General features: G+C 65.5%; 12 protein-coding genes. 3 read left to right on the top strand and 9 right to left on the bottom strand.

Features of this window, described 5'->3' with window-relative positions; translation table 11 throughout:
- Positions 1 to 4 precede the first annotated feature (4 nt).
- From fabD to AC3FKG_RS20110, 5 genes are all read right to left on the bottom strand, one after another.
- The gene (gene fabD / locus AC3FKG_RS20130) at positions 5 to 934 is read right to left on the bottom strand and encodes an ACP S-malonyltransferase (RefSeq protein WP_483708650.1); all 930 of its coding nucleotides are present in this window, start codon (positions 932 to 934) and stop codon (positions 5 to 7) included.
- Between the two features lie 69 nt (positions 935 to 1003).
- The gene (locus AC3FKG_RS20125; RefSeq protein WP_488677994.1) at positions 1004 to 1984 is read right to left on the bottom strand and encodes a beta-ketoacyl-ACP synthase III; all 981 of its coding nucleotides are present in this window, start codon (positions 1982 to 1984) and stop codon (positions 1004 to 1006) included.
- Positions 1985 to 2036: 52 nt separating this feature from the next.
- Positions 2037 to 3113, bottom strand: a complete 1077-nt coding sequence (plsX, locus tag AC3FKG_RS20120) for a phosphate acyltransferase PlsX (protein WP_483708652.1) — start codon at positions 3111 to 3113, stop codon at positions 2037 to 2039.
- A gap of 151 nt (positions 3114 to 3264) precedes the next feature.
- Positions 3265 to 3444: a 50S ribosomal protein L32 gene (gene rpmF, locus AC3FKG_RS20115; protein ID WP_008644820.1), complete on the bottom strand. Its 180-nt coding sequence runs from the start codon at positions 3442 to 3444 to the stop codon at positions 3265 to 3267.
- A gap of 119 nt (positions 3445 to 3563) precedes the next feature.
- Positions 3564 to 4157, bottom strand: a complete 594-nt coding sequence (locus AC3FKG_RS20110) for a YceD family protein (protein WP_488743980.1) — start codon at positions 4155 to 4157, stop codon at positions 3564 to 3566.
- A 169-nt stretch (positions 4158 to 4326) separates the two neighbouring features.
- Here AC3FKG_RS20110 and AC3FKG_RS20105 point away from each other — a divergent pair, with 169 nt between their 5' ends.
- Together AC3FKG_RS20105 and AC3FKG_RS20100 are read left to right on the top strand one after the other, a co-directional pair.
- Entirely contained in the window at positions 4327 to 4926 is a 600-nt protein-coding gene (locus AC3FKG_RS20105) for a Maf-like protein (RefSeq protein WP_488743979.1), read from the top strand.
- 16 nt (positions 4927 to 4942) lie between these two features.
- On the top strand, positions 4943 to 5674 hold the full coding sequence (locus tag AC3FKG_RS20100) for an SAM-dependent methyltransferase (protein WP_488743978.1): 732 nt from the start codon (positions 4943 to 4945) through the stop codon (positions 5672 to 5674).
- Between the two features lie 57 nt (positions 5675 to 5731).
- Here the strand turns inward: AC3FKG_RS20100 and AC3FKG_RS20095 are convergent, their stop codons facing one another.
- From AC3FKG_RS20095 to AC3FKG_RS20080, 4 genes are read right to left on the bottom strand one after another with little or no spacing between them, the layout of a single operon-like run.
- A complete protein-coding gene (locus AC3FKG_RS20095) occupies positions 5732 to 6916 on the bottom strand; it encodes a S49 family peptidase (RefSeq protein WP_488743977.1) in 1185 nt (394 codons plus the stop codon).
- A gap of 27 nt (positions 6917 to 6943) precedes the next feature.
- Complete coding sequence (locus AC3FKG_RS20090; protein ID WP_483708656.1) at positions 6944 to 7348, bottom strand: Rieske (2Fe-2S) protein; 405 nt, start codon at positions 7346 to 7348, stop codon at positions 6944 to 6946.
- Positions 7341 to 8000, bottom strand: coding sequence for an HAD-IA family hydrolase (locus AC3FKG_RS20085; RefSeq protein ID WP_483708657.1), 660 nt, complete (start codon positions 7998 to 8000; stop codon positions 7341 to 7343). The genes AC3FKG_RS20090 and AC3FKG_RS20085 overlap by 8 nt, the downstream gene beginning before the upstream one ends.
- Positions 7981 to 9042 carry an RluA family pseudouridine synthase gene (locus AC3FKG_RS20080; RefSeq protein WP_483711514.1) on the bottom strand — a complete coding sequence of 354 codons (1062 nt, stop codon included), beginning with the start codon at positions 9040 to 9042 and terminating at the stop codon, positions 7981 to 7983. Before AC3FKG_RS20080 ends, AC3FKG_RS20085 begins: the two co-directional genes overlap by 20 nt.
- 768 nt (positions 9043 to 9810) lie before the next feature.
- Here AC3FKG_RS20080 and AC3FKG_RS20075 point away from each other — a divergent pair.
- A complete protein-coding gene (locus AC3FKG_RS20075) occupies positions 9811 to 12930 on the top strand; it encodes an Rne/Rng family ribonuclease (RefSeq protein ID WP_488743976.1) in 3120 nt (1039 codons plus the stop codon).
- Positions 12931 to 13014: the final 84 nt, after the last annotated feature.

Here is a 13014-nt window from a genome sequence, read left to right as displayed (position 1 = left end):
GCGCTTACTTCAGCAGCGCCAGGGTGTCCTGCAGCGAGGCGGGATCGAAGATCGCGCCGCCCACCAGGTTGCCGTCGATGCGCTTGGTCATGCCAGCCAGCACCTTGCCGGGGCCGCATTCGATCACGTGCGTAACGCCTTCCGCGGCCATCTTCTGCACGCATTCCACCCAGCGCACCGGCGCAGCCGCCTGGCGCACCAGCGCGTCCTTGATCGCATCCGGATCGTTGACGATGGCGACATCGACATTGTTGACCAGCGGAATCGCCGGCGCCGAGAACGTCAGTCCGGCCATGCGTTCGCGCAGGCGGTCCGACGCCGGCTTGAGCAGCGACGAATGGAACGGCGCCGACACGGGCAACGGCAGCGCGCGCTTGGCGCCCTTGGCCTTGGCCACTTCGCACGCCTTCTCGACGCCGGCCTTGCTGCCGGCGATCACGACTTGCAACGGCGCGTTGAAATTCACCGCCTCCACCACCCCGGCGGCCGATGCTTCGGCGCAAACCGCGCGCACGTCATCATCCGACAGCCCCAGGATCGCGGCCATGCCACCCGCGCCCACCGGCACGGCCTCTTGCATGGCTTGCGCGCGGAAGCGCACCAGCGGCACGGCGTCGGCAAACGGAATCACGCCCGCTGCCACCAGCGCCGAGTACTCGCCCAGGCTGTGACCCGCAACCAAGGCAGGCACCGGGCCGCCGGCGTCGAGCCACGCGCGGTAGATCGCCACGGCCGCGGTCAGCATGACCGGCTGCGTGTTCGTGGTCAGGTTCAGTTCTTCAGCCGGGCCTTCGGCGATCATGCGGCCGATATCCTGGCCCAGCGCCGTCGACGCTTCCTCCAGGGTCGCGCGCACCGCGGCGTTGTCGGCGAACGCATTGAGCATGCCAACCGATTGCGAACCCTGGCCGGGAAATACGAAAGCAAATTTCATCGGAGTGCTATCCCAGAAATTGAATACCTGTAGCCGCGCGGCCGACCTTGCCTGCCGCGCCGGCTGTCATTACATGCGCAGCAGCGCAGCGCCCCAGGTGAAGCCGCCACCCACGCCTTCCAGCAGCACGGTATGCCCCGGGCGGATACGGCCGTCGAGCACAGCGGCGTCGAGCGCCAGCGGAATCGAAGCGGCCGAGGTATTGCCGTGCTCGTGCACGACGGCCACCATGCGGTCGGCAGGCAGGCCAAGCTTGCGCGCGGTGCCCTGCATGATGCGGATATTGGCCTGGTGGGGAATCAGCCAGTCGACCTGCTCGGGTTGGATCTCCGCCGCGGCCATCGCCTCGCGCGCCACTTTGTCCAGCACCGTCACGGCAAGCTTGAACACCGCCTGGCCGTCCATATGGAGCAAGGGATTGCCGATGATCGCGCCGCCCGCGACGTTGCCTGGCACGCACAGGATATCCACATGGCTGCCGTCCGAGTGCATGGCCGTCGACAGGATGCCCGGCTCGTCGGAGGCCGTCAGCACGACCGCGCCCGCACCATCGCCGAACAGCACGCAAGTGGTGCGGTCGTTGAAGTCGAGAATCCGCGAGAAAACTTCCGCACCGATTACCAGCACATTGCGATGCGAACCGCTGCGGATGAACTTGTCAGCGGTGGCCAGCGCATACACGAAGCCCGAACACACGGCCTGCAGGTCGAATGCCGCGCACTGGTTGTTGATGCCAAGCTTGTTCTGGACGATGCACGCCGTGCTCGGGAACACGAAGTCCGGCGTAGACGTCGCGACGATAATCAGGTCGATGCTCTGGCGGTCAATGCCAGCCGCCTCGATCGCCTTTTCGGCAGCCTTGACGGCCAGATCGCTGCTTGCCACGTCAGGCTCGGCCCAATGCCGGGCCGAGATGCCGCTGCGCGAGAAAATCCACTCGTCGCTGGTCTCGATGCCCTTTTCGGCCAGCTGCGCCGCCAGATCATGGTTGGTCACGCGCCGCGGGGGCAGGTAGCTCCCGGTACCGATGATTTTTGCGTACTTGGTCATGTAGTGTCGGATCGATTTGTCCGTATGGCAGCCCAGGCGCCGGCCCGATGCATCAGGCGGCGCGGGTGCTGGGGTGCGGGGTCGGTGCTGTCTCCGGGCCGCCTGGCGCAGCGCCCGCAGCGCTGGTCTTGTCGGCGAATGCCCTTGCTATGCGTTCGATGACGCCATTCTTGGCGGCATCATACCCGCGTTTGATCGCCCACTCAAAGGAATGGGCATCGGCCGACCCGTGACTCTTGATCACCAGTCCGCGCAGACCGAGCAGCGAAGCGCCGTTGTAGCGCGCCGGATCCAGCCGCTTGGCCAGGCGAGACAGCACGGGCATGGCAATGCCCGCGAGCAGCTTGGTAAACCAGGAACGGGTGAACTCTTCCTTGATCATGCCGCCGATCATCTTCGCCAGGCCTTCGGTGCTCTTGAGCGCCACGTTGCCGACGAAGCCATCGCAGACGACGATGTCGGTCGTGCCCTTGAAAATGTCGTTGCCTTCCACGTTGCCGTGGAAATTCAACTCCGACGCACGCAGCAGTTCGCCCGCGCGCTTGACCACCTCGTTGCCCTTGATCACTTCCTCGCCGATATTGAGCAGGCCTACCGTCGGGTGTTCCTTGTGGTCCACCACGGCCACCATGGCCTCGGCCATGCGCGCGAACTGCAGCAGGTGCTCCGGTTCGCAATCGGCGTTGGCGCCAAGATCGAGCACGGTGGTGCCCCAGCCCTTCTCGTTGGGAATGGTGGTGGCGATGGCCGGGCGCTCGATGCCTTCAAGCGTCTTCAGCACGTAGCGAGACACCGCCATCAGCGCGCCGGTATTGCCAGCGGAAATGCAGGCGCCAGCCAGGCCTTCCTTGACCTGGGTCACGGCGACCCGCATCGAGGAATCCTTCTTCTTGCGAAGCGCCACTTCCACCGGGTCATCCATGGTGATGACCTCGGTCGCCGGCACGATGGTGACGCGCGCATGGTTCTGCGCGTGCAGCTTTTTCAGCTGCGCCTGGATGGCGTCGGGCAGGCCGACCAGTACCACCTCGGCATCGTCATGACTGGAAAGAAAACTGATCGCCGCCGGGACAGTCACGGAAACGCCGTGGTCGCCGCCCATGCAGTCGATAGCGATTTTGATCGTCATTGTTCCGGATACGGATTACGCATCGGCGCCGGCGGAAAGCCGGTTCGCATCGCGAGCGCCCAACAAAAAAGCGGCAACGATCTTGCCGCTTTTTTGTCTCTGACCTACAGGCATGCGCGAGCGAGACGCAACGTCACGCCGAACGAAGCGATCAGTCGTTCTTGGTCTTGATGACCTTGCGACCACGGTAGTAGCCGTTCGGGCTCACGTGGTGGCGCAGGTGGGTTTCGCCGGTGGTCGGCTCGACGGCCAGCGGAGCGACCGACAGGTGGTCGTGCGAGCGATGCATGCCGCGCTTGGACGGCGACTTCTTGTTCTGTTGAACAGCCATGATGACTCCTTCGAGAATTTTTCAATATTAACACACGCATCCCGCACTAGGCGTAGCCGGGGCCCGGCCGGATGCATCAACCACTACCTGCAAGACCTTGCGCGCGCCGCCCTGCGGCATCAATGCTTGGTCTTCAGGCCGGCCAGCGCCGCGAAGGGCGATGGTCGCTTTTCCTCTTCCTCCGGTGCAGCCTCGGGCTCCACCTCGCCATCGGCGCCGGTCACGAGACTCTCGTGCACTGCCGGGCAGACAGCATGCTTGGGTGCCGCAGGCAGCGCCAGCAACACCTCGTCTTCAATCAGTTCAAGCAACGAAAATCGCTTGGAGCCGGCAATCGCGTCGAGATCGTCATCGTCCATCGGCGCGCTGTCGGCCGCCTCATCGCTGGCGAACACCTCAAAGCGCATGGACGTGGCAACGGGCTCCGCGTAGACCCCAAGGCAACGCTGGCAGCTCAGCCAGACGTGACCGTTCACGGAAAGATCCAGGAACAGGCGCTGCACCACGGGCGCGCCGGGCGCCGACGCCTCTTCGCGCGCGAACCCGGTGGCCGCATAGGCGAACACCTCGCCTGCCGCCGAAGCTGGCGCTTGCGCGGCCGTCTCGGCTAAGATGCGCGGCAAATCCCGCACCGCCACCTGGCCGGCTGTGCTAACGCCTTTGCGGCAGAAAGCAAAGAGATCCAGCTCGCGCAGGTCGATCGACTCGGTCATATGGCTGCTCATGCATGGTTCGCTACATCCTGGGCCATCAGGCCTTTCAGGCGGCACGGCAAACCATGCTCGGATGCGGCGAAACGCGGGATTATAAGACGAAACCTGCTGCCCGGTCAAAGGTCTTGAACGCTTTAACCTTTGAATTTCTGTTCCGCTTCAATCACTTATGCATTTACAACCACTTCCCAGATTGATCCTGGGCTCCAGTTCGCCGTATCGGCGCGAGTTGCTTGAGCGGCTGCGCCTGCCTTTCGAGGTGGCGGTGCCGGATATCGACGAAACCCCGCTGGACCAGGAAACGCCTGAGGCCACCGCGCTGCGCCTGTCGCTGAACAAGGCTGAGGCGATCGCCCTGCGCCACCCCGGCACCCTGATCATCGGCTCGGACCAGGTGCTGACGCTCGACGGCCGGCAGATGGGCAAGCCCGGTACCCACGACAAGGCGCGGGAGCAACTGCGCCTGATGCGTGGACGTACCGCGACCTTCCATTCCGCGCTCTGCCTGCTCGATGGACGCAGCGGCCAGTCGCAGCTTGCCGACGTGCAGACGCGCGTCACCCTGCGCGACCTCAGAGACGCCGAGATCGATGCCTACCTAAACCTCGAAAAGCCGTACGATGTCGCCGGCAGCGCCAAGTCCGAAGGCCTGGGCATCGCGTTGCTGTCACGCGTGGAATCGGATGATCCCACCGCGCTGGTCGGCCTGCCGCTGATCACGCTGACGACGATGCTGCGCCAGGCCGGTTACCCATTCTTTGCCGCATGAGCGGCGCCCCCATACGATGAGCGGCACCCTTTACCTGATCCCCAACACCCTGGGCAAGCGCGACGAAGCGGACCCGCTGCCGGACGTAATCCCTGCGGGCGTCCAGCAAGTTGCCGCGCAACTGGACTACCTGGTCGCGGAGAACGCCAAGACCGCGCGCGCTTTCCTCAAGAAGCTGGGGGAGACGTGCCCGCTGGCACGACCGATCCAGCAGATCGAAATTCGAGAACTGAATGTCAACACCCGCGCCGATGCACTGGCTGAACTGCTCGCGCCGCTGGCCGAGGGCCGTGACGGCGGGTTGCTGTCGGAAGCCGGCGTGCCCGCCGTGGCGGACCCCGGCGCTGAACTGGTGCGACTGGCCCATGCGCGCGGCATCCGTGTTCGTCCGCTGGTCGGGCCCAGTTCGATCCTGCTCGCGGTGATGGGCTCGGGGCTGAACGGCCAGAGCTTTGCTTTCAACGGCTACCTGCCGGTGGACGCCGACGAGCGCGCGAAGCGGCTGCGCGAACTGGAACAGCACTCGCGCAAATTCCGCCAGACCCAGGTGTGGATTGAAACGCCCTACCGCAACGGCGCCCTGCTCGATGCACTACGCCAGCACTGTGCCGGCACCACGCTGCTGTCGGTAGCGGTGGACCTGACGCTGCCAACCGAGGCCATCGTCACGCTGCCGCTCGCGCAGTGGCGGCCGGACCGGCTCGACCTGCACAAGCGCCCCGCCATCTTTTCCTTGCTCGCCGACTGAATCGGCGCAAATGAGGGGAAGTCTCCCGGCGGACGGAATCCGCCGGGAAGCCCGCGCTTAGCGCATGCCTTTCAGCCCGGTGCTCCAGAGCATCGTCTTCATCGCAGCCGCGCCCATCGCGGCGCCAAAGCGCTTGGCCACGCGTTCGGCGATGTTCTCCTTGACGGTGTAGTCGACGATGTCCTCGGCCTTGAACAAGTCGCGCGCCACGTAGTCGGCGCCGCCCAGGCCATCCGCCAGCCCCAGTTCGACACTGCGCTCACCCGACCAGAACAGGCCCGAAAACAGCTCAGGATCGTCCTTGAGGCGATCGCCGCGCCCCTCCTTCACCACGTCGATGAACTGCTGGTGGATTTCCTTGAGCATGGCTTCCGCGTAGGCCTTCTGCCGGGGCACCTGCGGCGAGAACGGATCCAGCATGCCCTTGTTGGCGCCCGACGTGTACAGGCGGCGCTCCACGCCCAGCTTGTCCATCAAACCCGTAAAGCCGAAACCGTCCATTAGCACGCCGATCGAGCCGACGATACTGGCCTTGTCGACATAGATCTTGTCCGCGGCGGCCGCCACGTAATAGCCTCCGGACGCGCAGATCTCTTCGACGACCACGTAGAACGGCTTGGACGGGTACAGCCCGCGCAGGCGGTGGATCTCGTCGTTGATGATGCCCGCCTGCACCGGCGAGCCGCCGGGCGAGTTGATCTTCAGGATCACCCCGGCGGCATTGCTGTCGGCAAACGCCGCCTGCAGCGAGGCGTTGATCGATTCCGCGCTGGCCGGGGTCCCCGCTGCAATCTCGCCGTCCAGCGACACCATGGCAGTATGTTTGCCCGTGCCGATGGCACTGTCGCCCTTGAAGTCGAACACGGCGAAAAAGATGGCCAGCAAGACAGCCAGGCCGGCGAAACGGAAAAAAATGCGCCAGCGGCGAGCGGCACGTTGCTCGCGCAGCGTCGCCATCAGCACTTTTTCAAGCACGTCGCGCTCCCAGCCGGCACCACCGCCGACCGGGCCGCCGCCCTTGCCACCCTCTATGCGCGTCTTGCGCTCGCCAGCCTCACGCCGTACGGCGTCATCGGAGGCACGCAATTCGCGCTCGAGCGGATAGTCCGCCTTGTGCGCCGTCTCCAGACGCTCCGCCTCGGTCGCACCGCTCGCCGGACCCGGCGCCGCGGCGGGGCTTGTACCGGCGTATTCATCCGGCTGACCCGATTCGCCCGAAGGCGGTTTTTGCTGTTCTGTCATGCAAGTGGCTCGTGGAAGGGCTCTGGGTTACGCAGTGCTCGCCGGCAACTCCGCTGGTCGGTATGGCGCTTCGGGCACCCAGAATACCTTGCCGTCGCGCTCTTCGATACGCAATTTAGCCAGGGAAGCTCCCCGGCAAGGACCGCCGACACACAACCCGCTGTCGGGCTCGTACATGGCCCCATGTGTCGAACAGATCAAGTATAGGCCCGAGGACTCGAAAAACTGCCCTTCCTGCCAGTCCAGCTCCATGGGCACGTGGGCGCACTGGTTCAGGTAACCATGCACCGCACCATCGAAGCGCACAGCGAAGGCCGCCAGCCGGCGCGACTGGAATTCCACGGTGAAACGCACGCCCGCTCCGCCGTCGATCAGCGTGTCGGCTGGACACAGGAACTGCGCGGCCACGCCGTCGACACTGGCCTCAGGCATTGGCCAGCAGCCATTCCGTCAGGTCACCGATGGAGCTCGCGCAGTGGACAGGCGCCATGGCGCGCAGCGAATCCCCGGGATGCGCGCCATATGAAACGCCGATGCCATGGGCGCCCGCATTGAGGGCCATCTGGAGGTCGTGTGTCGTATCGCCGATCATCACCGTGCGGCCCAGGTCCTGGCCCAGTTCACGGGTCAGTTCCTGCAACATCGCCGGATGTGGCTTCGAAAACGTCTCGTCTGCGCAACGCGTGGCATCGAACAGCCGCGTCAGGCCGCTCGCAGCCAGTGCGCGTTGCAGGCCGACACGTGTCTTGCCCGTCGCCACGCCAAGGAAATAGTGCTCGCCGTGCAGCGCCTCGAGCATTTCGCGCACGCCGTCGAACAGCACCAGGTCGGCATCACGTGTCAGGAAATGGTAGCGATACCGTTCAGCCAGACGGGGATAGTCGGCCGGGTCCAGGGTCGGAACGGCATACGACAGCGCGTCTTTCAGGCCGAGCCCGATGACATGGCTGGCGGCACTGTCGTCGGGAACCGGCAGCCCGAGGTCCCGGCTGGCCAGCTGGATACATTTGGCGATGGTCGGGGTGGAATCCATCAGGGTTCCGTCCCAGTCGAACACGATCAGGTCAAATTGTTGCCTGGCCATTACTTTCCTTGTTGGCATGAGCGGCGCCCGACTCCGGGGCGCCCTGGTTTTTCTGGCTACGCAATTGTTGCAGGAATCCGGTGCATTCGTCCGGCAGGGGTGCCGACACCACGAGCGGTTCGCCGGTCCCCGGATGGACAAACGTCAGCTTGTGCGCGTGCAGGAACATGCGCTTGATGCCCGGCCGCGCGCTCGCCCGGGCCAGCTGCTTGTTCAGCGCAAAGTCGCCGTACTTCTCGTCGCCGACAATGGGAAAGCCGGAGTGCGACAGGTGCACGCGAATCTGGTGCGTGCGTCCGGTCTTCAATTCCGCTTCCAGCAGCGTGAAGCCCGGGAAAGCCTCGATCCGGCTGAACACCGTGTGCGAGGCCAGGCCGTCCTCCTGAACGCGGACCCGGCGCTCGCCGTCCGGCGTGCTGTATTTATACAGAGGCAGGCGGATATGCTGGCGGCTGTTCGCGAACTCCCCGGCCACGCAGGCGAAGTAGCGCTTGTCCATGCTATTGCCACGGATCTGTTCGTGCAGGTCAACCAGCGCCGACCGCTTCTTGGCCAGGACCAGGATGCCAGACGTCTCCCGGTCCAGGCGGTGGACCAGCTCCAGGAATTTGGCCTGCGGCCGCGCCTTGCGCAGCTGCTCGATCACACCGAAGGCCACGCCCGAGCCGCCATGCACGGCCACGCCTGCCGGCTTGTTGATGATGAGCAGGTGCGCGTCCTCGAACAGGACCGGAAAATCGGCCGCCGGCACGGGTTGTCGGCCGCCAGCTTGTGAAGATTCCGCCACCCGCATGGGCGGAATACGAACCACGTCGCCGATCTGAAGACGATAGGTGGCGTCGATGCGACCCTTGTTGACACGCACCTCTCCCGACCGCAGCACCCGGTAGATATGGCTCTTCGGCACCCCCTTCGATATCTTCAGCAGGAAGTTGTCGATGCGCTGCCCTTCGGCGCCTTCGTCAATCGTGACATACGCCACCTGGGGAGCAGCCGGCGCGGACTTTGCCCCTGTTTCAATTTGATGGCGTAACTCATTCATTTTCAATATAATTTCCTCGCTGTTCCGGCCAATGACCGGCAGCACAAGGCCTGTGTAAGCGATTTATCGCATTTTACACTTGGGGTTGCCGTCAGCCCTTCCGTCTCCCGCTTATTCGCGTAACCCGCAGGCGCCAGACGGGCAAATGACGGCAAAGCAGCACGCGCGCAATTGCCGGCGCGCAGGAAGTCGCCCAGAGGTGGCTTCGGCAAGGCCGGCAATTTCGTGGGAACAAAGTGTTCAGGTAAAACAGAATTCAAGGCGGATGCCCGGTGGCATCCGCTTCGGTGAGAGAAAGTCCCGCCGCACCGGGAAACGGTGCCGGCCGGCAGGCGTGCCTGCCACCTGACTAGAAATACCGGCGCCCGGTCGCAGAACTCCAAGAAGTAGTAGGTGCGCCCGCCAGGAGATGTCAGGTAGCAAATGGTCGCCGTGCCGCGTCCGAAAAACTTGCTCTTTGACGCGTCTAGGCCTTCCGTGGCCGGCCGCGATGTCGCCGGCGCCGTTTGCGCCGGCCCCGCATCGCCGCCGGCATCCGGGAATACGCCGGATTTCTGCGACAAGAGCAGCAGCCGGTGTTCTTTCCCGCCACGCGGACGTTCTCCCAGACGTCGTCGCCTTTCTTTCACCCGCGCCCAGCCGGTTGCGTCTTGACGCAATTTGGCGCTTTTCGGCAATTCTCGCGCCTCGCTTCGCTCCCTTGCGTGCTTCATCGATTCGCCGCGGACACCGCTTGACGGTGCCATCCGCGACACTGGAGTTATTGCGATGAAACGCATGCTGTTTAACGCGACGCAACAGGAGGAGTTGCGCGTCGCCATCGTCGACGGTCAGAAACTGATCGATATCGACATCGAAACCGCCGGGCGCGAACAGCGCAAGGGCAATATCTACAAGGGTGTCATCACCCGCATCGAACCCTCGCTGGAAGCCTGCTTCGTCAATTACGGCGAAGAACGCCACGGTTTCCTGCCCTTCAAGGAAGTCGCCCGCGCCTTCTTCAAGGAAGGCATCGACGTGCGCAACGCGCGCATCCAGGACGCCCTCCATGAAGGCCAGGAACTGATCGTCCAGGTCGAGAAGGAAGAGCGCGGCAACAAGGGCGCGGCCCTGACCACGTTCATCTCGCTGGCCGGCCGCTACCTGGTGCTGATGCCGAACAACCCGCGCGGCGGCGGCGTGTCGCGCCGCATCGAAGGCGAAGACCGCCAGGAACTGCGCGAAACCATGGCGCAGCTGGCCGTGCCGGACGGCATGAGCATCATCGCCCGTACCGCCGGCATCGGCCGCTCGGCCGAGGAACTGCAGTGGGACCTGAACTACCTGCTGCAACTGTGGAAGGCCATCGACGGCGCCGCCGGCGACAACAAGGCCCCGCTGCTTATCTACCTGGAATCGAGCCTCGTCATCCGCGCGATCCGCGATTACTTCCAGCCGGATATCGGCGAGATCCTGATCGATACCGACGAGATCTACGAACAGGCCCGCGCCTTCATGAGCGTGGTGATGCCTGACAACATGAACCGCGTGAAGAAGTACCGGGACGACGTGCCCCTCTTCTCGCGTTTCCAGATCGAGCACCAGATCGAGTCGGCCTATTCCCGCATGGTGATGCTGCCGTCCGGCGGCGCCATCGTGATCGACCACACCGAGGCCCTGGTCTCGGTCGACGTCAACTCGGCCCGCGCCACCAAGGGCGCCGACATCGAGGAAACCGCGTTGCGCACCAACCTGGAGGCGGCCGACGAGATCGCGCGCCAGCTGCGACTGCGCGACCTGGGCGGCCTGATCGTGATCGACTTCATCGACATGGAGTCGGGCAAGGCCCAGAAGGATGTCGAAACCCGCCTGAAGGACGCCCTGCGCCACGATCGTGCGCGTGTGCAGATGGGTAAGATCAGCCGCTTTGGCCTGATGGAGCTGTCGCGCCAGCGCCTGCGCCCGTCTCTGTCGGAGGGCTCGCACATCACTTGCCCGCGTTGCAACGGCACGGGCCACATCCGCGATACCGAATCGTCCGCCCTGCAGGTGCTGCGCATCATCCAGGAAGAGGCGATGAAGGAGAACACCGCCGCCATCCACTGCCAGGTGCCGGTGGAGGTCGCCGCCTTCCTGCTGAACGAAAAGCGCCAGGAAATCAACCTGATCGAGCTGCGCTTCAAGGTCAATGTGCTGCTGATTCCGAACAAGCACCTGGAGACGCCGCACTACAAGCTTGAGCGCCTGCGCCACGACGATCCGCGCCTGGAGGAAGGCACGGCCAGCTACCGCATGGCCGAAGCCGCCGCCAAGGAACTGGAAGCCGATACCAGCTACAGCAGCCGCAAGAAGGAAGACGCCAAGCCGCGCCAGGAAGCAGCGGTCAAGGGCATCACGCCGGAACAGCCGGCGCCTGTCTCGGTGCCTCGCGCCGAGCGCGCTCCGCGTCCGGAGGCCGCTCCGGCCGCCCCGCCGGTGCCGGCGACGAAGCCGGTCGAAGGCGGCGGTTTCATCGCCTGGCTGAAGGGCCTGTTTGGTGTCCGCCCGGCGGCGCCGGTGGTGGTCGAGCCGGCCAAGCCGGTCGCCAGCGAAGCGCGCAACCCCGAAGGGCGCCGCGAGCGCGGCCAGCGTGGCGAAGGCCGCGGCCAGGGCCAGCGTGGGGAGCGCGGCGAGCGTGGCGAACGCGGTGAGCGCACCGAGCGTGGCGAACGCGGTGAGCGCACCGAGCGTGGTGAACGCGCCGAGCGCGGAGAGCGCCAGCGCGGCGAACGCGGTCCGCGCGGCGAGCGTACCGAGCGCCAGGGTGGCGAGCGGACTGAACAACGCGAACCGCGCGAGCCGCGCGGCGAGCGTCAGGGCCGTCAGCCGCGCCAGGGCGACGCCCAAGCCACGCCCGCACTGGCCCGTCAGGCCGATGCCGCACAGGGTGAACGTGCCGAAGGGCGCCAGGAAGGCCGCCGCGACCGCAATCAGGATCGCCGCGAACGGCAGCGCGAGCGCCAGCGTGACCGTGGCGATGCGCGCGAAGCAGAAGCCGGCGAAGCCGCACCGGTGGAAGCCGTAGCTGCCATCCAGGCCGCTGCCAGCCTGCCGCAGGCAGCGTTCGAGGATACGCAAGCCGAGGCACCGCGCGCCGACCTGCCAGAAGGCGCTGAAGCCGCGACCGAAGGTGGCGAGGGCGAAGAACGTCGCCGCCGCAACCGCCGTGGCCGCAACCGCTATCGCCGCGAACGCGACGATTCGGTGCAGGGTTCGCAGGACGATGCCGAAGGCGATACGCCTGCGGAGATCGTGGCCGAAGCGACCGTCGCCGTGGCCGCCGAAGCCGCCGCACCGGCTCCGGCCGCTGCGGTAGCCGAAGTCCGGGAAGTCCGTGCAGTCGAAGCCGTCGCAATCATCGCGGAAGCGCCGGTTCAGGCTGTCGAGGCAGTTGCCGCCCCGGTGGCCGAAGTCAGGGCCGAACCGGTTGTGACGCAGGCACCTGCTCCGGTGATTGCCCAAGCCCCGGCCGCCGAAGTCGCACCGGCGCCAGTCGTCGTCGAGCCGGTAGCCGTGGCTAGCGAGCCTGTAGCGCCCATGCAGGCCGAGCCGGCCGCCGCCATCGTGCAGCCCGCCGTCGCACCCGCCGTGGTGGAAGCGCCGGCAGCACCCGTGGCCTCCACGGCTGCCGCACCGGCCACCGTGTCGCCGCTGCCGATGGAAGGCCTGCAGCCGATGCTGGCCACGGCCGGCCTGGAGTGGGTCGGCACGGACAGCGAAAAGCTGCGCGCAGCACAGGAGGCCGCCGCACGCATCGTGCCCGCGCCGCGCGTGCCGCGTGAGCGCAAGCCGCTGCCGCCGTTGCCGCAAGGCCCGATGATCCTGGTCGAGACCGGCGGCCGCGAGGTCGAATCGAACGCGCAGCAGTAAGCGCCACATTTCCTGTCCACGGGAAATCGAAGGGGACGGCATGGCCGTCCCCTTTTTCATGCAGGGGCAATCCGGATCCCGGCA

This window comes from Cupriavidus sp. 22TCCZM04-2 (genome assembly GCF_057798895.1).
This window is presented reverse-complemented; position numbering and strand designations above follow the sequence as displayed.